The organism is Clostridium magnum DSM 2767 (assembly GCF_001623875.1).
GTDB classification, from domain to species: Bacteria; Bacillota; Clostridia; order Clostridiales; family Clostridiaceae; genus Clostridium_AM; species Clostridium_AM magnum.
This window is the reverse complement of record NZ_LWAE01000001.1, coordinates 1,292,320-1,310,915: the sequence shown is the minus strand read 5'-3', so window position 1 is coordinate 1,310,915 and position 18,596 is coordinate 1,292,320. Positions and strand designations below refer to the sequence as shown.

Here is an 18,596-nt window from a genome sequence, read left to right as displayed (position 1 = left end):
TATGCTATTATTTGCATATAACTACAAAAGTATTTTATCATTTTATTTAGCAAAAAATAAGTATTTTTTATATTATAAATAACGCAGGAGGGTCTTAAAATGCAAGAGGAACATACTAAAGCAAATGAAATCGCATGGAATCAAATGGCTTATGAAGCATGGGTCTATCGTTTTGGTAATCCAAAGGAAGCTTCCAAGAAAGTTATGTCTGATCCATCTTCAAGACTTGGTACATTGAGTAAGTACTTGAAGGATGTTAACAATAAAAAAATAGCTAATCTTCTAGGTTCAAATGGTACTAAGGCTGTGTCATTAGCACTAATGGGAGCTACTGTCTCTGTAGTGGATTTTTCTTTTGAAAATTCAAGATATGCATTGGATTTGGCTAGAGAATCTAATGTAAAAATTAATTATATAGTATCTGATGTATTAAAAATGCCTGAGGAGGAAATAACAGGAGACTATGACATTGTCTTCTGTGAACTTGGAATCCTTCATTACTTTACAGACTTAAATCGTTTTTTCGAAGTGGCAGCTAAGCTTTTGCGTAAAGGAGGGACTTTCTTAATAGAAGACTTCCATCCCATATCTACAAAGCTTATTACTACAAAAGGCAAAAAACATAAGGTTACAGGGGATTATTTTAGTACTGAAATTGAAGAAACAGATGTAGCTTATATGAAATTTGTTCCAGGCATGGAGTATCTAACAGAGGAAGAAAAAAAGGGATTTCAGAAAGCTCACCTAAGAAAATGGACTATAGGTGAAATAATAACTGCTGTTGCTAATAATGGATTTTACATAAAAGTATTTGATGAACTTGAGAGTCCAAAACCTGAAGATAAAGGTATTCCTAAACTATTTATTATTTCATCTGAAAAGTTATAACAGATTATACTATCGAGCTTTAAAAATGATATAATTATATGTAGATATTCAGCTTGAGCACCTCACTTGTAACAAATTCAATCAACTACAAGACTTGGTGCCTAGCAAAACTATGAAGTGCAAACTTAAGGAGTATATTTATGAAAAAAGGAGATAAAATTGCCGCTATGATAATAATAGGGTTAATCATAATTAGTGCTATTGGAGTCTTTGTATATAAGCAATACAGTAAAGATTCTCACCATATAGCAGTAATAAAACAAGATGGAGAAATCATTAAAACTATTGACTTAAACGAAGTAACGGAAAAATCACAAATTAGAATTCCATATAAAGATGAAGATTTCAACACTATAGAGGTTGAGCCTGGGAGAATTCGTTTTATAGACGCTGATTGTCCTGATAAAGTTTGTATTAAAACCGGTTGGTTATCTGAACCTGGCCAAACAGCTGTATGTCTTCCCCATAAACTTATGATTAAGATAAATGGTAAAGACTCATCATATGATCAAATTTCAAGCTAATAGCCATCTATAGCTAAAATATAATTTTAAATTTTCAACGGGGTGAAGTAATGAACAAAACAAAGAGAATGGTATTTTTGAGTTTTTTAGTGAGCATTGCACTGGTTATATATATTGTTGAATCGCAAATACCTGTTTTATTTCCCGGCATAAAATTAGGCCTTGCCAATATTATATCTTTAGCAGCCCTAATATTACTTGGCTGGAAAGATGCTCTTTTAATCATGCTTCTTAGAACCCTTTTAGGTTCCATCTTTGGGGGGAGTATGTCTGCATTTATGTTCAGCATAGCCGGCGGACTTTTAAGTAATATAGTTATGATTATTCTTTATAAAAATTTTAAAAATTCAATGAGCCTATGGACAGTAAGCATATGCGGTGCTATATTTCATAATATTGGCCAACTCTTGGTAGCATCCTTTGTAGTGCAGGACTTAAGAATATACATATATCTACCTATCCTTTTAATATCAGCGGTACTTACCGGATACTTTATAGGGTTATGTACTAAGTTTTTAACTACCCACTTGGATAAAGTGCCCATACTCAAAGAAGTCACAAGTAAGCATTCTTAATACAAGAACTTTATCTAATGAAGGTATTTATAGATATATTTATAAATTATATGAAACATGATACACTATAAATTCGTGCTAACGTAAAAAAGCTAGGATTAATGCCTAGCTTAATCTATAAGTTGTGCAAAAGAATTATCCTATAGATATCCATAGAAATACCAGTGCTAAGTTAATTTCGGAACTTGATTATCTATACCTTTTTAACAAATTCAGATTTTAATTGCATGGCTCCGAATCCTTCAATTTTACAATCAATATTATGATCTCCATCAACTAAACGTATATTCTTTACTTTTGTCCCTATTTTTATAACTGATGAACTTCCTTTTACTTTCAGGTCTTTGATTACCGTTACAGAATCACCATCATTTAATACATTTCCGTTTGCATCCTTAATAACTTTTTCATCTTCATTACTTTCCGCTTCTGATTCTAACTTCCATTCATGAGCACATTCCGGACAAACATAAAAGCCTCTATCCTCATAAGTATATTCTGAATTACATTTTGGACAATTTGGCAAATCAACCATTATTTCATTTCCTCCATTCATTATTCTTAGTTCTACTATGTAACAATCATTTTATTTTCTTTTTTACAGCTCTATACAATGACCATTATATAGATATAATTTACAAAAGACAAATAGTGTGTTTCGTACATGCTCATATATACTATCATAGTTTTTTATTAATGCCAATAGTCGTTAGTTAAATAATGGTATGAAAAAAACCTCCAAACAAGGAGGTTTTTTTACCATATCCATATATATTATCTTAATAGGGGTTTACAGCTTTTTTATCCGATGGCTAGCCGCTCTAATACTCCCTCTTCTCAAAGAAGTAAAGAGCGGCTACGCCCCTGGATTCGTTCAACTAAGAATCAGGTGGAGTTTGAAACTCCATCTGATTCAAGTTTTACTTCACTTAGAAGCATTTGCAGCAATCTCTTTTTTACTTTCACTTATAGATGCTACCCCAATTGCTGGAACTATAGCTCCAGTTGGACATTTAGCTACACAAGTAGGCTCTGTACATTTTTCAAGACAAATATGTGAATCTACTGATGCTAAATTATTATCAACTTTCACAGCACCGTGCGGACAATTTTTAGCACAAATTCCGCAACCTATACAGGAAACAGAACAAAGCTTCTTTGCCACTGCACCTTTATCCTTTGAATTACAATTTACAGTTACTGGCGCACCAATTGGTACCATTTGCATAACATGTTTAGGACATACAGTTTCACATTTACCGCATCCTGTACACTTCTTAGCATCAATTATCGGTAATCCTTCTTCACTCATTGTCATTGCTTCAAATGGACAGTTTTTAACACAAGTTCCAAAACCAAGACATCCATTTTGACATCCTTTTGGTCCTCCTTGTAATAAACTTGCCGCAAGACAGTCCTCTACGCCTTTATAATTATAAACTTTAACTGCTTTACTATGTCCACCAGAACACCTTACGTGTGCAATTCTTGGTTCCATCTCTGGAGCAGCTTTACCAGTTAATGTAGCAACCTGATCAGCTATTGGTTTTTTACCTGGAATACAAAGATTAGGTGGTACATCTGGATTAATTACTACCGCTTCAGCATAAGCCTGACAACCTGCATATCCACAGGCACCACATTGTCCTTTTGGTAATATATCTTCAACAATATGAATAAGTGGATTTACTTCAACAGCGAATTGTTTATTAGCATAAGCCAAAACCAAACCAAATACTAAACCTACAAGGGTCATTACAATTAAAACCATAATTGGAATATTCATATTCTCAGCTCCTTTCTACACTGCAATCATGCCGGAAAAACCAAGGAAAGCTAATGCTAGCATACCCGCTAAGATAAATGCAATTCCTAATCCCTGTAGTGGTTTAGGTACATCTGCTAATCTCAATTTTTCTCTTAAGCTTGCCATTAAAACTATTGCTAATGCAAATCCCAAACCTGAACCAATGGCATGCACAACACTCAACGAAAATGAGTAACCTGAATCAGCATTTATAACTGGAACTCCCAAAACAACACAGTTTGTAGCGATTAATAGTAAGTAAATTCCCCACATATTATATAATGCTGGGGCTTGCTTTTTTATAATCATTTCTAACAGCTGAACAAAGCTTGCGATTAAAAGTACAAAAACAGCTGTAGTTAAGAATTCTAAATGGAATCTTACAAGCACAAAATGATGTACTAACCATGCCAGCGCTGAACTTAAAGTCATTACTGATGTAACCGCCATACCCATACCAATAGAAGCATTTAGATTCTTGGAAACTCCGAAGAAAATACACAATCCTAGGAATCTTGTTAAAACAAAGTTATTTACGACAACAGCACTTATAAAAATAGTAAAATACTGTTCCATTAAGCTTCACCCCTCTCAGCTTGGCGCTTCGCCATATTATCTACTACCATTTTCCAACCAGCAACCATCAAGCCAATTGTTATAAAACCACCTGGAGGTAAAATCATTATTAAAGCAGGGTTGTACCATGATCCTAATATTTGAACTCCAAATATAGATCCAACTCCTAAAAGTTCACGTATTATCCCTACTAATACCATTGCAATTGCAAAGCCTGATCCCATTCCTAGTCCATCAAAGAAAGATGGTACTACAGGATTTTTTGCAGCAAATACTTCTGCACGGGCTAGAATTATAGCAAAAACAACTATTAGTGCTAAATAAATACCTAATGCTTTATAAAGAAGAGGAGCATATGCTTGTAATAGCAATTGTACTAATGTAACGATAGTTGCAATAGAGGTAATGTAAACTGGTACACGAACCTTAGGATTTACAACTTTTCTAGTTATTGATACTACACAGTTATTCATAGTTATAACAAACATAACTGATAGTCCCATAGTCAAAGCATTTATTGCACTAGAGGTAACTGCTAATGCAGGGCAAAGACTAAGTGCGAGAACGAAAATTGGGTTCTCTGCAATTATTCCTTTCTTATATATATTCCATAACTCTTTCATTCTACTTACCTCCTGCAAATTCATTATACTGCTCTACAGCTTCCTTAACACCTTTAGTTACCGCTCTTGAGGAAATTGTAGCTCCAGTCATTGCTTGAATTTTATCAGTCTCTGAAGGATTTTTAGTAACTTCTAATTTTTCTGCTGTTTTACCATTAAACTGATCTCTGAACTTTGGTTTAGCTGCATTGTCTCCAAGTCCTGGAGTTTCGTTATGAGCTGTTATACTATAGTCAATAACCTTTCCGTCCTTTGTAACTGCCACAAGCATTTTAATGGCTCCACCATAACCTTTGCTTTCTGATGGTATTACATAAGCAATTGGTTGGCCACCTTTCTCAGCTACATACCAATCTTTTTTGCCATCAACAGGCTTAAATCCTTCTGCATCTTTTACTAATGACTTCATCGAATCATTTTTTAACTCAATAGCCTTCTGTGCTGCAACTGGAGCTGTTACATAATAAGTTCCTGCAATAATTGCACCAGATACGAAACAGGCAGCTGTCAAATTCATGGCTATTTGAAAAATACTATATTTTTTCTCTACATGTTCTGCTGACATTCCCAATTACCTCCTTGTCCCAAATTTAACTGGAGTGCACACACGGTCGATTAAAGGTGTAAGCGCGTTCATTAAAAGAATTGAATAACAAACACCTTCTGGATAACCACCTTTTAATCTTATTAATGCGGTAATGGCTCCAGCACCTATTGCAAAAATAATCTGACCTTTACGTGTAATTGGAATAGTTACCATATCTGTAGCCATAAAGAATGCACCTATTATTAATCCTCCAGCCATCATATGGAATATAGGATCACCTGTAAACAATCCAGTTGGATTTGGTCCAACAAGTCCGCCAAAGGCCCAAGTTAAAATTCCTACTGTACCAATCATAAACACAGGCACTTGCCAATTAATATAACGTTTGTAAATTAAGTAACATCCACCAAGTACAAGTAAAATTGTAGATGTTTCTCCAAGAGATCCATTACGAGTTCCTAAAAATAATGCCTTATATAAATCTGGAGCACTTCCAAATGTCTCTATTAACTTTCCATAACCTTGTTGTTTTGCGATATTTAACGGTGTTGCTGAAGTCACAACATCCACACTAGTAGTTATCTGTGACCAAGTAGTCATAGCAACTGGCCATGAAGCCATTAGAGCAGCTCTTCCAACGTGAGCTGGATTAAAAATATTTTGGCCAAGTCCACCCATAGTATGCTTTGAAATAGCGATTGCTATAAATGAACCAACTATTGGCAAATAAATAGGAACTGATGGTGGTAAACACATTGCTAATAGTAAACCTGTTAAAAATGCACTTCCATCATTAATAGTTATATCCTTACCTCTTACTTTTTGTACAAAGTATTCACTTGCCATAGCCGCAAGAACACTGGCAATAATCGTTGTTAACGCCGGTATTCCAAAATAATATACTGCAAAAAGAGCAGCTGGAGCTAATGCTATGTTAACATTCCACATAATCTTTGAAACAGACTCTTCACATCTAATATGCGGTGATGTGGAGACTGTCAAAAGGTCATTATTAAATTTTGTTTCAGCCATTTACAAACCACCTCCTATTTTTTTGCAGCCTGTGCTGCATTTTGTGCTTTACAGTACCTAACATATTGAACGATATTACGTTTAGCTGGACATCCGTAAACACAACTTCCACATTCTACACAATCTAGTAAGTTAAAATCTTCTTTAGCTTCCTGATATAAACCACGCTCACCAAGAATACTTAGCATACTTGGGTTAAGTCCCATAGGACATGCATCAACACAGCGACCACAACGGATACAAGCCGATTCTTTACCTGAGTTAACATCTTCTTTACTTAGTACTAATATTCCAGAACTTCCTTTAATAATAGGAATATTTATGTTAGATTGAGCAAATCCCATCATAGGGCCTCCAGAAATAATCTTCTCTGGTGTTTTTGCAATACCGCCACAATATTCAATAGCATCCTCAAAAGTTGTTCCAACTCTCACGAGAAGATTTTTAGGTTCTTTAACGGCTCCACCACTAACAGTAGTTACTCTTTGTATTAAAGGAATACCATTTACTACTGCATCACTAATAGCCATAACTGTACCTACATTTTGAACAACTACTCCAACCTCCATAGGTAATCCACCAGATGGGACTTCACGACCAGCTAAAACTTTAATAAGCATTTTTTCAGCACCCTGTGGATACTTAGTTGGTAGGCCAATAACTTTAACGTTAGTTCCTGAAAAAGCTTTTGTCATAACACTTATTGCGTCTGGCTTATTCTCTTCAATTCCTACATAACCTATCTCTACACCTAAAAGTTTCATTACTATTTTAACGCCTGTTACAATTTTGTCTGAGTATTCAAGCATAGATCTATGGTCAGCTGTTAAGTAAGGTTCACATTCAGCTGCATTTAGGATAAAGGTATCTATTTTTTTATCCTTTGGTGGTGCGAGTTTAACATGAACTGGGAAAGTTGCTCCTCCCATTCCAACTATACCTGCATCACGAATAATAGAGCGTAATTCATCTGCATTTAATGTCTGCCAATCACGTTGAATTGGTAGTCCTTCTAGCCATTCATCTTTTCCATCGTTTTCAATTACTATCGCTAAACATTTTCCAAATCCAGCATGAGGATATTCAGCCACATCTACTACTTTCCCTGAAATAGATGCATGAATATTACATGAAACAAATGCATCACTGCTAGCAATTACCTGTCCTTTTTTTACCTCATCACCTTTTTTTACTATCGGTGAACAAGGTGCACCAATATGCTGTCTAACAGGAATAACAACTTTACTTGGCAACGGGGCTATATCGATCGGTTTACTAGATGTATAACTTTTGCGATCGTTTGGATGAACTCCGCCACGAAAACTTTTTGACATTTTTTCAACACCTCTCTTATTAATTATAGAATGCGCGTTATGATAGGCTTTGCTTTATTGTTTTTATTAGTAGCTCTATCAAAAACTTTTACATATAAAACTGATAAAATAAAAGCTATTATAGCACCACCTATTTGAAACATTTTCTCTGATTGTCCAAATTTAGCAGCTACCCATGTGCCACAAATAGACCCTAAGAAAATTGCAATAATAGGTAATATATAAACAACAAATGCTGCTTTTAACATATTTTCTTCTTTAAGTTCAAAAACTACACGCTGACCAGGTTTAGCTCCAACTGGATTTTGAACTTCTAAAACAGTGGCATTATCACCAGGACATGCTCCACAATTTTTACAATCACCATGTCTGTTTGATTTAACTTTAGCTATGTTTCCATTTGTCTCAATAACAACACCTTGAACTTCTTTTTTCATGCTTATCTCCTCTTTAAAAATTATTCATTTTTTAAACTATTTATTAATTGAATTCAATATAAATGTAAATTTTTTCCTTAATCTACTGTTATTATAACACAAAGAAATCCAAATTTATAAGTATTGTCATAAAATAGAATATTTTACCTTATTTTTTTACTGTATTATTCTTAATATGCAATCTGTATCAATATTTTCAAATAATATTTGTACTAATATTATTTGAAAACAAGTTAAATGTATTATATTTACAAACTAATTTTACCAATATTTTTTTTTGCAAACTTTTCAGCTTATTCTTTCATTGTGATTTACAATAAAGACATAAATCGAAGTTGAGATTCAAAATACATAACCTTTATTTTTAATTATACATGTTAAAAATTTAATTACAATACGTTTTAGTAAACGTTTGCCAAAAAAATATGTTTCTATTTTTTTGAACATTGCTAATTTCAGTTAATATTTCGGCAAATAATAAAGGTGAAAATCCTTGTAAAATCTAGCAATATAATTTTGTGAATTTTCTAAATAATGAACATAAATATTTTAAAATTTCATACTATACTTTGAAAATATGAAATTTTTAGTTTTTTTGAATGATAAATCTTTATAATTTTCAGAATACTGATTGTTTGTATCCTAATATATTTCTTTTCATTATTTTTCTTTAAAATTCACTGAACAAAAGTATTGTTAGATAAAAAATTAACTAGCAATACTCTTGTTATTTTTTTATCACATTTTGTAAAATAATTATTACTAAAAATTTCTTTAATGGATTATGTGTAAATTTTAACAATAAATTCAAATTTGCAATTTTTATTTTTTTATAATTCATTTTTTGTGCCAATAAAGTGTGAAATTGTACAAATAAATAATATTAATGCAGATTTTATAAAAGTGTTATAGTTTTTTTTTGCATTTTTTCATAACAGTTGCCATATAAAATTATGCTTATTATAGTACTATACACCTTGTTGTTATATTTTTTTTATACTTATATCATAATAATTTGTTAATATATTTTACAACATATGTGTCTATATTTAAATTAATACTAATTTGATACTCATATCTAATAATTAGGCATATTTTTACTTATAGTAACATATAGCTTATACTACGTACTTTTTACAAATCACTTTCTTTTTTATTAATTTTATAATTATTATCATATTTAAAAGGGGTTGATGGAATTGAGTCTTTACCTTTTTATTATCTTTGCTTCTATTATTATTGCTTCTTTGTTTATAGTCTTTCTAATTAAATTTATCTTTTCTCAGGACAAAGGCACTGATCAAATGCAGAACATCTCGAATGCCATTCGTGAAGGTGCTATGGCATTTATGAAAAGACAGTATAAAACAATCTTTTCTTTAGCTCTAATAACTGCAGTATTAATAGTCATATCAAATTTCTACGGAAATTTATCTAAAGGTTCCGATATAGCTATTCGATATGCATGGCACATTGGGGTTGCCTTTGTTACCGGCGCTCTATGTTCAGGTATATCTGGATATATAGGAATGTATATGGCAGTAAATTCTAACATAAGAGCTGCTGCTGGTGCCAAAAAAGGGTTAAATTCTGCCTTAACCATTGCTCTTAGAGGTGGCGCTGTAACCGGTCTTGCTGTAACATCACTTTCACTTTTAGGTGTAACTACATTATTTTTAATATACGGCGGGTTATCCGGCAGTGATTCCTTGATAAAGGAAGCGCCTTCTCTGTTAGTCGGTTTTGGTTTTGGCGCATCTTTTGTTGCCCTTTTTGCTCAACTTGGTGGGGGAATTTATACTAAAGCTGCTGATGTAGGTGCTGACCTAGTGGGAAAAGTTGAGGCAGGAATTCCAGAGGATGACCCTAGAAATCCTGCTGTTATAGCTGATTTAGTTGGGGACAATGTAGGTGATTGCGCCGGAAGAGGTGCCGATCTATTTGAATCTACAGCTGCTGAGAATATAGCTGCTATGATTCTGGGAGTTGCACTCTATCCTATTTTCGGTTGGAAGGGTATTTTATTTCCTCTTGTTACAGGTGCTTTAGGAATTATATCTTCTATAATTGGTTTATTTTTTGTAAAAGCTGATGATAATACAGATAATCCTATGTCCGCATTATATAAAGGTTACTTAATAACAACAGTATTAAATCTTATATTCTTATTTTTCCTTACTAAGTCCATGTTTTCAGGAAAACTTCCTAACGGTGGTGAAATAAACTATTTATATTTATACTTCTGTGCATTTATAGGTATAGCTCTAAGCTATATATTTGTTGTAATAACAGATTATTATACTTCATATAAATATAGGCCTGTAAAATCTATAGCAGATTCATCCCAAACTGGTGCAGCAACCAATATAATTACAGGTATATCTGTAGGTATGGAATCCACAGTTCTTCCTGTGCTAAGTGTTTCAATAGCTATTTTTGCATCCTATAAATTTGGCGAATTAGCACTTGTAGGTGTATCTAACAGTGGCCTTTACGGTATTGCCATAGCCACTATAGGAATGCTCTCTACTTGTGCATATATTCTTGCCATGGATACTTTTGGTCCTATTACAGATAATGCCGGTGGTATAGTCGAAATGTCTGGAGCACCAGAGGAGATAAGACTTATAACTGATAAACTAGATGCTTGCGGCAATACCACAAAAGCTTTAACAAAAGGCTATGCTATAGGGTCCGCAGCACTTGCAACTCTTCTATTATTCTTTGCTTATTTAGAGCAAGTAAAAAAAATCTTAGGAAAACCGTTAGATTCTTGGTTTGCTGTAGATATTGGCAAAACAGATGTATTCATAGGCGCTTTTTTAGGTGCTATGGTAGTATTTATTTTTACTTCTACTGCCATTCGAGCTGTAGGAAAAGCTGCTCAATATGTTATCTTAGAGGTTAGAAGACAACTTAAAGAATTACCTGGAATTTTAGAGGGTAAATCTAAACCGGATTATGCAAATTGTGTTGACATAGTTACTAAAGGTGCTCTAAAAGAAATGATACTGCCTGGAATCATACCTATCAGTGCACCAATAATAGTAGGTGTAATTCTTGGTAAAGAGGCCGCTGCTGCTTTCTTACTAGTCTGTACTATAACCGGCGTAGTTATGGCTCTGTTCTTAAATAATGGTGGTGGAGCTTGGGACAACGCTAAAAAATATATTGAATTAGGAAATTTAGGTGGCAAAAAATCAGAAACTCACAAAGGCGCCGTTGTTGGTGACACCGTAGGAGATCCATTTAAAGACACTGCAGGACCATCTCTACATGTTCTTATAAAACTTATTAGTACCTTAACTTTAGTTTTAGTTGCTCTATTTAGCTAGGAAATCTAACAAAAGTTCATGATATCAAACTTAGAAAGCTAACTTAATATTAGGTATTTCTGTTGGGATCTCTGAGAGCACATTTAACAATTTAAATCTAGCTCTTAGCGAAACACCTTAGAAAATTTATAAAATTAAATATTGTCTGAGCGACAGCGAGTTTATTTAATTTTATTAATTTTCTTTGGTGCGAGCCTTAGAGATAGCTTTAAATTGTTAACAGTGCAGAAGAGATATCCACAGGAATACCTTGCTCAAGTTAACTTTCTAAGTCATTTACCTTCCAAAGAAAAAAAATTTAGGGAACTTCTTTATTTTAAGTGTGTTTGCTGCTTCTAAGTAATTACTATATATCTTCTGATCATCTGCCAATATACATAAAGTTCCTACTTTATCTCCTTTATTAATAGTATGATTTATCTTTTCTGGTTTGAGAACCTTAACAGTATATTCAACTCCATGTTTTGTTGGTATGATTATATCCTCTGCACATTGCAAGGTTAAAGTACCTTTATCTAAGCTTACTTCTCCTGCATTATCACCTTTTGAAAACATTTTTTTAAATTCGTAATTCTTACCTACATAATCATAAATTTTTTTAGTTTCTTTCCATCTAGGGGTACAATTTAAAACTACTACTATAACATTACTTCCTTGTACTTTAGCTGAGCTAACCAAACACTTTCCTGCCTTACCTGTATAGCCTGTTTTTACACCATCAGCCTCAGGAACTTCCCATAGTATTTTATTTATATTATGATAGCTTCTTGTAAATCCATAAGCTTTCCCATCTATATCCTTAGCACTTACAATTTCATTAAAAAGCTTATTTTCTTGTGCCTTTGCTGTAACAACCGCTAAATCATAAGCTGTAGTATAGTGCTCATCACTATCAAGACCATGAGGAGATTGAAAATGAGTATTAATAACACCAATTTCGCTAGCATATTCATTCATAAGCTTTGCAAATTCTTCTACACTTCCACTAATGCCTTCTGCAATAGCTATTGCTGCATCATTACCTGATCTAAGCATCAATCCGAATAATAGCTCTTTTAATTTTATCTTTTCTTCCTTCTTATATCCAACAGTTGATCCCCGGATACCTGCTGATTTTGAAGATATCTCTATTTGTTTTTCTAAATCACCATATTTTAATGCTACCAATGTTGTCATAATCTTTGTAGTACTTGCCATTGGTACTAATTCATATGCATTTTTTTCATATAATACTACCTGGGATTTACTATCCAATGCGATTGCAGATCTTGCATCTACATTCAAGCTATTACTTATAGTTTTAATTAAAACTTTATTATTTACTGTTAAAGCTTTAGTTTTACATGGATCACATAAAGCTACTAAAAATATAAATAAAATAAAAGCACATATGTCTCTAACTCTTTTTCTCATCGCTCATTATCCTCCTCTGAACGTTAATTTGAATAACTTAATAATTCCTATAGTATATTTTTTCTTAAAACCACTAAATTAGTCTTTAAATTTTTTCCATTAAAGTTATATTAATGTGGTATATGGTTAAAATAGTAATGGAGAGCAATCAGGAGGATTCACAATGCTATTTATTTGGATTTTATGTATTTTAATTCTTTTATTTATAATACCAATACCCATTAAAATTAAGGTGAAATATATTGATATGAAGTTAGATTTTTATCTTTATAATATAAACTTAAATAATATACTCCGTCATATTAAAAGAAAAACTAAACATATAGTTGAAGATAAACCAGATCGAGTACATAACTTTGGTAACAGTATAAAAACCTTCTCTACTTTAAGAAAAAAGCTTAAATTCAAACCTGTACTCAAACTCAAATTGGATCTGATATACGGTCTTGACAATGCAGCTTATACCGCTTTACTTCATGGAATAATTACCTCATTTTACCCAATGTTAGTCCAATTCCTAAGTTTGTTTTTTAAAATCAGTGAAAATAATATTGAAGCACAACCGGAGTTTAACAAATTTATTCTAAAGTTAGAAATTGATAGTATAATTTTTATTAATTTGGCGAAAGTTATTTATATGTCCCTTATTACTTATAGACACCTTAAAGAGAGTAACAAGGAAAATCTGGCTAATACATAGTTACAAGGAGGAATTTCATAATGGATAATCATCCTATAGAAAATCTATTAAAAAGTACCATGGAAAATCTTAAAGACATGATAGATGTCAATACCATAGTTGGAGATGCTGTTGAGTCAAAGGATGGCTCTTTAATAATTCCAATATCTAAGGTTTCATTCGGATTTATTTCCGGTGGAAGTGAGTTCAATAATGGAACTGGAGAAAAAATTGAATCCAAATATCCTTTTGGAGGTGGTTCAGGTGCCGGAATAACAGTAAAACCAGTTGCATTCTTAGTTACTAAAGGGGATTCCATAAGACTTTTATCCTTAGACCATCAGAATACTTATGATAAAATAGTTGATTCTGTTCCTCAGTTAATGGATTATATTAAAGGAATGGTAGCATGTAAAGACAAGAAACCCGATAAGGATTGTGAACAAAAAAAAGATGATATCAAAGAAGGCTGTCCTGTTGAAAATTTAGAAAATGATCATACTATGACAACAGATGCTAGATAACTATTAAAAATTCAGAATGGAAGGTTTAAGTTTCCATTCTGAGTTTTTTTAAATATTGTATTTAATCATTAGTTTCTTTTGAATCTATTAGTCCAACAATCTCATCAAGAACAGGCATTTGTTCAATATTCTCAAGGCCAAAATACTTTAAGAACTCATCAGTAGTACCATATAATATAGGTCTTCCTGGAACTTCTAATCTTCCACATTCTTTAATCAGTCCTTTTTCTACTAGATTTGAAACAGCTCTATCGCTTTTTACCCCTCTTATTTCGTCTATATCAATTCTTGTTATAGGCTGCTTATATGAAACAATTGCCAAAGTTTCTAAAGCTGCTTGTGATAATGACTGTCTTGAATTATTACCCAATAGCTTTTCAATATAATCACTATTTTCAGATTTAGTGACAAGACTATAGCTGTTATTAACGTTTATTATTTTTATCCCTCTATTTTTCACATTATATAGTTTCATCATTTCACTAAGTAAATCCTTGGTAAAACCTACACTACATTCTAATATGGATGCTATTTGCTTAATTTCTAATGGTTCTCCAGACACAAATAATAAAGATTCTATTATCGAAAAATAAATACTTCTTGGAGAAGCGTCCTCTATCTCAATCTGGTTTATATCCTCATTCTTCATCTCCATTTGTCCTTTCCACATAAATCTCTGTAAAATTCTGTTCCTGAACTACTATTATATACCTCAATTTCATAAGCTCTAGTAATGCAAGAAAGGTTACAACCGCCTCTATTTTTGATGTACATTCATTTATAATATCTGAAAATAGTACTTTTTTACCGATTTGTATATTTTCTTTTAAATACTCCATTTTATCTTCAATTTTAAATTTATCTATAGGAATTTCTTTATTTATAACATTAGAACTATTTATCTTATTTCTATATGTTGTTATTAAATTACTATAAAGCTCGTACAACTTCAGTATACTAACCCCTTCAAGAAAATCCTTTGGGTTTACATTTTTCTTCTTTTCTTCTATTATTTCAGGCTTTTTACTAAATATCCTTCCTGCGCCTTGTTCTCTTTCCTTCAGAAATAATGCTGCATTCTTAAACTTCTTGTATTGTATTAGTTTCTCTATCAATTCTTTTTCCGAGTCTTTTTCATCTAAATCCGCAGCACTTTCATCATCTTTTGATTTTGGAAGAAGTAGTTTTGACTTTATCTCAATTAAGGTTGCTGCAATAACTATAAATTCAGAAGTTATTTCAAGGTCCATCTCCTCCATAGTATGTATATACTCTAGGTACTGATTGGTAATCTCATATATCTTTATATCGGATATATCCATCTTATTTTTTTTAATTAAGTGAAGGAGTAGATCAAAAGGTCCTTCAAAATTCTCTATTTTTATATTTAAAGACATATATTCTCTCCTAAATTAAACTACAAATATTTTTCATTATACAAATAGTGCCATCTGAATTCAAGTTTACACTTCAGTCCTTACAACTCTTAATTATCCACAGCATTAGTAATTAAGTCAACTATTTTACAGAAAAAACAGATGGTTCATGCAAGAATATTTCTTCATGAACCATTTCTTTAATATCATCATTATTCAATTTATTTATACTTACCCTAAATACCATTATCTAAGATTCTACCAAGGTTATCCTTCAGGTTGCCTAAAATACCTGCTTTCTTTATATCTCTATCACTATAAAGTTTAGCTTTTCCAGCTAGTTCTCCATTTACGTATACTTCACAATAACCAACTACTTCATGTGCTTTAAATTCTTTTTTGTCTTTATCTATAATACATTTTTTAGTTATTTTACTATCTCTACCTTCTTCCATAATTACATTTAGGTCTTCTTCAGCCTTAGCCATGAAGAATCTATCACCCTTACTATTTAATAGAACTTTCTCAACATCCATTCCTTTAGTCAAGACTTTTTTAGAATCATACTTTGAAAAACCATAATTCATGAGCATACTAGCATCTTTATTTCTTACCTTAAAGCTCGGCGAACCCATTATTACTGTAAGCATTCTGACTCCATCTCTTGTAGCAGTCGCTGATATACAGTACTTTGCTTCATCTGTAAATCCTGTTTTTAAACCATCGCAACCCTTAAAAAACCTAACTAGTTTATTATGATTTACTAGTCCTATTGGACTCTTTCTTCCTTCAGAAATAGTTTCCATATATGTTCCGGTGTATTTTAATATTGTAGGATGTTTTAATAACTCTCTAGACATTAAGGATATGTCGTAAGCTGTAGTTACATGACCTGGTGCACTTAATCCAGTGCAATTTTTAAAGGATGTATCCTTCATTTCAAGCTGCTCAGCTCTTTCATTCATAAGTTTTACGAATGCCTCTTCACTACCTGCTAAATATTCTGCCATTGCTACTGCTGCATCATTACCAGAAGCAATACCTATACCTTTAATTAGTTCTTCTACTGTTCTAACTTCTCCTGTATCTAGAAGCATAGAACTTCCGCCCATTTTTTTTGAGTTTTCACTTATTGTAACCTTATCAGACATTTTTATTTTACCAGAATCTACAGCTTCCATTGTTAAAAGCATAGTCATAATCTTCGTAACAGAGGCTGGCGGTAATTTTTCATGAGAGCCCTTTTCATAAATTATTTTTCCACTTATCGGTTCCATAAGCAAAGCAGATCTGGCATCTACATTTAAGCCACTTTCCTCAGCTTTGGTATCTTGCTTAGCTCCCTGAGTTGGATTTGCTTTAACTGGTCTAACAAAAATACCTATAGTAAAAATTAAGATTAACACCAAGCTTATTAAAAGTCTTTTTCTCTTTTTCATGTTTTTTTCCTCCTTCCTTTAAGTGTATTTTCTCCCGAATTTAATAATATTATCACAGAAATATTTAATACACCTAATGCTAAGAAAAACACAACACTAATTCATCGGAATTAATGTTGTGTTTTTTCTTAACCTTTAAACTTGAACAATATATTTGTTATCTGACTATATTGTAGATAAGCGGAATATTATTTTCATATTTTGACTCTATAACATAATTATTTAATATATCTTCTGATGCTTTTTTTCCTTTTTCTTCACTGCTGCTATGTACATATGCTATAATGTCACCTTTTTTAACCTCATCTCCTCTTTTTTTATTTAAGACTATACCTACTGATAAATCTATAACACTTTCTTTTGTAGCTCTGCCTGCCCCAAGTTCCATAGCAATAAGCCCTATTCTCTGAGCATTGATTTTCCTTACATAACCGTCTTTATCAACTACTACCGGTATAACATATTTAGCTTTTGGAAGCTTTCCAGAATCATCAATACAAGATGCATCTCCACCTTGTGCCGCAACAAATTCTTTTAATTTATTTAGTGCTTTACCAGATTCTATAACTTCAGCAAGCATAGCTCGAGCTTCCTCTAAAGTTTTAGCCTTTTCTGCAAGAACTACCATATTGCTTCCTAATACAAGACACAACTCTAATAAATCTTTAGGCCCTGTTCCTTTCAAAGTATTTATAGCCTCCTCTACTTCCAAGGCATTGCCTATAGCAAATCCTAAGGGTTGATCCATATCTGATATTACTGCTACAGTATTCCTTCCCACACTCTTACCTATGCCAACCATCTCATTCGCTAACTCTAAAGCAGCTTCAGAAGTCTTCATAAATGCTCCATCCCCTACTTTAACATCAAGAACAATAGCATCAGCACCAGCCGCTATCTTTTTACTCATTACACTAGATGCTATTAAAGACACATTGTCAACTGTTGCTGTAACATCCCTTAATGAATATAATTTTTTATCTGCAGGTGCCAGCTCTCCAGTTTGACTAACTAAGGCCATCTTTATTTTATTTACATTATCTATAAACTTTTCTTCAGGCATATCTACCGAAAAACCCTTAAATGATTCTAATTTATCAATAGTACCACCTGTATGTCCCAGTCCTCTTCCTGACATTTTTGCTACAGGTATACCTAAAGATGCAACCATAGGAGCAAGTACTAATGTAGTTGTATCTCCAACACCACCAGTACTGTGCTTATCTACCTTTATACCTTCAATCTTAGAAAGGTCTAAGACATCCCCAGATTTAACCATAGCCACGGTTAAATCTGCAGTCTCCCTTCTATTCATCCCTTGAAAAAATACAGCCATTATGAAGGCTGATGCTTGGTAATCCGGAATAGTTCCCTTTGTATAATTTTCGATAAAATAATCTATCTCTTCCCTACTAAGTTCTTCACCGTTTCTCTTTTTAAGAATTAAATCATACATTCTCATAGCTAACTACTTTATAAATTATATA

General features: G+C 32.6%; 19 protein-coding genes. 6 read left to right on the top strand and 13 right to left on the bottom strand.

From position 1 onward, the window contains the following. Positions 1-99 precede the first annotated feature (99 nt). From CLMAG_RS06300 to CLMAG_RS06290, 3 genes are all read left to right on the top strand, one after another. Positions 100-888, top strand: a complete 789-nt coding sequence (locus CLMAG_RS06300; RefSeq protein ID WP_066619500.1) for a class I SAM-dependent methyltransferase — start codon at positions 100-102, stop codon at positions 886-888. Between the two features lie 140 nt (positions 889-1,028). Next, entirely contained in the window at positions 1,029-1,412 is a 384-nt protein-coding gene (locus CLMAG_RS06295) for a NusG domain II-containing protein (protein WP_066619498.1), read from the top strand. 50 nt (positions 1,413-1,462) lie between these two features. Next, entirely contained in the window at positions 1,463-1,987 is a 525-nt protein-coding gene (locus tag CLMAG_RS06290; RefSeq protein ID WP_066619496.1) for a Gx transporter family protein, read from the top strand. Positions 1,988-2,180: 193 nt separating this feature from the next. Here the strand turns inward: CLMAG_RS06290 and CLMAG_RS06285 are convergent, their stop codons facing one another. The 8 genes from CLMAG_RS06285 to CLMAG_RS06250 all read right to left on the bottom strand — a co-directional run bounded on the left by CLMAG_RS06285 (position 2,181) and on the right by CLMAG_RS06250 (position 8,343). Continuing rightward, on the bottom strand, positions 2,181-2,522 hold the full coding sequence (locus CLMAG_RS06285) for a zinc ribbon domain-containing protein YjdM (protein ID WP_066619493.1): 342 nt from the start codon (positions 2,520-2,522) through the stop codon (positions 2,181-2,183). A 390-nt stretch (positions 2,523-2,912) separates the two neighbouring features. Then, positions 2,913-3,773 (bottom strand): RnfABCDGE type electron transport complex subunit B, encoded by an 861-nt coding sequence (rnfB, locus tag CLMAG_RS06280; RefSeq protein ID WP_066619490.1) that lies wholly within the window; start codon positions 3,771-3,773, stop codon positions 2,913-2,915. A gap of 15 nt (positions 3,774-3,788) precedes the next feature. Then, positions 3,789-4,370, bottom strand: a complete 582-nt coding sequence (locus tag CLMAG_RS06275) for an electron transport complex protein RnfA (RefSeq protein ID WP_066619488.1) — start codon at positions 4,368-4,370, stop codon at positions 3,789-3,791. Further along, positions 4,370-4,993: an electron transport complex subunit RsxE gene (gene rsxE / locus CLMAG_RS06270; protein ID WP_066619486.1), complete on the bottom strand. Its 624-nt coding sequence runs from the start codon at positions 4,991-4,993 to the stop codon at positions 4,370-4,372. The genes CLMAG_RS06275 and rsxE overlap by 1 nt, the downstream gene beginning before the upstream one ends. 1 nt (position 4,994) lies before the next feature. Then, a complete protein-coding gene (locus CLMAG_RS06265; protein WP_066619484.1) occupies positions 4,995-5,558 on the bottom strand; it encodes an RnfABCDGE type electron transport complex subunit G in 564 nt (187 codons plus the stop codon). A gap of 6 nt (positions 5,559-5,564) precedes the next feature. After that, a complete protein-coding gene (locus CLMAG_RS06260; RefSeq protein WP_066619480.1) occupies positions 5,565-6,572 on the bottom strand; it encodes an RnfABCDGE type electron transport complex subunit D in 1,008 nt (335 codons plus the stop codon). Between the two features lie 14 nt (positions 6,573-6,586). Continuing rightward, positions 6,587-7,906 carry an electron transport complex subunit RsxC gene (gene rsxC / locus CLMAG_RS06255; protein ID WP_066619478.1) on the bottom strand — a complete coding sequence of 440 codons (1,320 nt, stop codon included), beginning with the start codon at positions 7,904-7,906 and terminating at the stop codon, positions 6,587-6,589. Between the two features lie 23 nt (positions 7,907-7,929). Then, a complete protein-coding gene (locus tag CLMAG_RS06250) occupies positions 7,930-8,343 on the bottom strand; it encodes a SoxR reducing system RseC family protein (protein ID WP_066619471.1) in 414 nt (137 codons plus the stop codon). A 1,193-nt stretch (positions 8,344-9,536) separates the two neighbouring features. Here CLMAG_RS06250 and CLMAG_RS06245 point away from each other — a divergent pair. Then, positions 9,537-11,678, top strand: a complete 2,142-nt coding sequence (locus CLMAG_RS06245; protein WP_066619469.1) for a sodium-translocating pyrophosphatase — start codon at positions 9,537-9,539, stop codon at positions 11,676-11,678. A 276-nt stretch (positions 11,679-11,954) separates the two neighbouring features. Here the strand turns inward: CLMAG_RS06245 and CLMAG_RS06240 are convergent, their stop codons facing one another. Next, positions 11,955-13,091: a D-alanyl-D-alanine carboxypeptidase family protein gene (locus CLMAG_RS06240; protein WP_066619465.1), complete on the bottom strand. Its 1,137-nt coding sequence runs from the start codon at positions 13,089-13,091 to the stop codon at positions 11,955-11,957. 247 nt (positions 13,092-13,338) lie between these two features. Between CLMAG_RS06240 and CLMAG_RS06235 the strand changes: the two genes are divergently transcribed. After that, positions 13,339-13,791, top strand: a complete 453-nt coding sequence (locus CLMAG_RS06235) for a DUF2953 domain-containing protein (protein WP_161486937.1) — start codon at positions 13,339-13,341, stop codon at positions 13,789-13,791. Positions 13,792-13,811: 20 nt separating this feature from the next. Beyond that, positions 13,812-14,294, top strand: coding sequence for a GerW family sporulation protein (gene ytfJ / locus CLMAG_RS06230; RefSeq protein WP_066619461.1), 483 nt, complete (start codon positions 13,812-13,814; stop codon positions 14,292-14,294). A gap of 61 nt (positions 14,295-14,355) precedes the next feature. On the opposite strand, the gene scpB is transcribed toward ytfJ, so the two are convergent. The 4 genes from scpB to CLMAG_RS06210 form a co-directional block, all read right to left on the bottom strand. After that, positions 14,356-14,943, bottom strand: a complete 588-nt coding sequence (gene scpB / locus CLMAG_RS06225) for an SMC-Scp complex subunit ScpB (protein ID WP_066619460.1) — start codon at positions 14,941-14,943, stop codon at positions 14,356-14,358. Next, positions 14,933-15,691 carry a segregation/condensation protein A gene (locus tag CLMAG_RS06220; protein ID WP_066619458.1) on the bottom strand — a complete coding sequence of 253 codons (759 nt, stop codon included), beginning with the start codon at positions 15,689-15,691 and terminating at the stop codon, positions 14,933-14,935. Before CLMAG_RS06220 ends, scpB begins: the two co-directional genes overlap by 11 nt. A 215-nt stretch (positions 15,692-15,906) precedes the next feature. Then, entirely contained in the window at positions 15,907-17,109 is a 1,203-nt protein-coding gene (locus CLMAG_RS06215; RefSeq protein WP_066619456.1) for a D-alanyl-D-alanine carboxypeptidase family protein, read from the bottom strand. A 157-nt stretch (positions 17,110-17,266) separates the two neighbouring features. Further along, the gene (locus CLMAG_RS06210; protein WP_066619454.1) at positions 17,267-18,571 is read right to left on the bottom strand and encodes a pyrimidine-nucleoside phosphorylase; all 1,305 of its coding nucleotides are present in this window, start codon (positions 18,569-18,571) and stop codon (positions 17,267-17,269) included. Between the last annotated feature and the right edge of the window lie 25 nt (positions 18,572-18,596).

Bases quoted from the DNA above. Each gene is read 5' to 3' on its own strand.
- CLMAG_RS06235 (WP_161486937.1), top strand. From the start codon at position 13,339: ATGAAGTTAGATTTTTATCTTTATAATATAAACTTAAATAATATACTC.
- CLMAG_RS06290 (WP_066619496.1), top strand. From the start codon at position 1,463: ATGAACAAAACAAAGAGAATGGTATTTTTGAGTTTTTTAGTGAGCATT.
- CLMAG_RS06285 (WP_066619493.1), bottom strand. From the start codon at position 2,522: ATGGTTGATTTGCCAAATTGTCCAAAATGTAATTCAGAATATACTTAT.
- CLMAG_RS06215 (WP_066619456.1), bottom strand. From the start codon at position 17,109: ATGAAAAAGAGAAAAAGACTTTTAATAAGCTTGGTGTTAATCTTAATT.
- CLMAG_RS06295 (WP_066619498.1), top strand. From the start codon at position 1,029: ATGAAAAAAGGAGATAAAATTGCCGCTATGATAATAATAGGGTTAATC.
- CLMAG_RS06300 (WP_066619500.1), top strand. From the start codon at position 100: ATGCAAGAGGAACATACTAAAGCAAATGAAATCGCATGGAATCAAATG.
- rnfB (WP_066619490.1), bottom strand. From the start codon at position 3,773: ATGAATATTCCAATTATGGTTTTAATTGTAATGACCCTTGTAGGTTTA.
- CLMAG_RS06265 (WP_066619484.1), bottom strand. From the start codon at position 5,558: ATGTCAGCAGAACATGTAGAGAAAAAATATAGTATTTTTCAAATAGCC.
- CLMAG_RS06220 (WP_066619458.1), bottom strand. From the start codon at position 15,691: ATGTCTTTAAATATAAAAATAGAGAATTTTGAAGGACCTTTTGATCTA.
- CLMAG_RS06245 (WP_066619469.1), top strand. From the start codon at position 9,537: ATGGAATTGAGTCTTTACCTTTTTATTATCTTTGCTTCTATTATTATT.
- CLMAG_RS06250 (WP_066619471.1), bottom strand. From the start codon at position 8,343: ATGAAAAAAGAAGTTCAAGGTGTTGTTATTGAGACAAATGGAAACATA.
- rsxE (WP_066619486.1), bottom strand. From the start codon at position 4,993: ATGAAAGAGTTATGGAATATATATAAGAAAGGAATAATTGCAGAGAAC.
- scpB (WP_066619460.1), bottom strand. From the start codon at position 14,943: ATGAAGAATGAGGATATAAACCAGATTGAGATAGAGGACGCTTCTCCA.
- ytfJ (WP_066619461.1), top strand. From the start codon at position 13,812: ATGGATAATCATCCTATAGAAAATCTATTAAAAAGTACCATGGAAAAT.
- CLMAG_RS06210 (WP_066619454.1), bottom strand. From the start codon at position 18,571: ATGAGAATGTATGATTTAATTCTTAAAAAGAGAAACGGTGAAGAACTT.
- CLMAG_RS06260 (WP_066619480.1), bottom strand. From the start codon at position 6,572: ATGGCTGAAACAAAATTTAATAATGACCTTTTGACAGTCTCCACATCA.
- rsxC (WP_066619478.1), bottom strand. From the start codon at position 7,906: ATGTCAAAAAGTTTTCGTGGCGGAGTTCATCCAAACGATCGCAAAAGT.
- CLMAG_RS06275 (WP_066619488.1), bottom strand. From the start codon at position 4,370: ATGGAACAGTATTTTACTATTTTTATAAGTGCTGTTGTCGTAAATAAC.
- CLMAG_RS06240 (WP_066619465.1), bottom strand. From the start codon at position 13,091: ATGAGAAAAAGAGTTAGAGACATATGTGCTTTTATTTTATTTATATTT.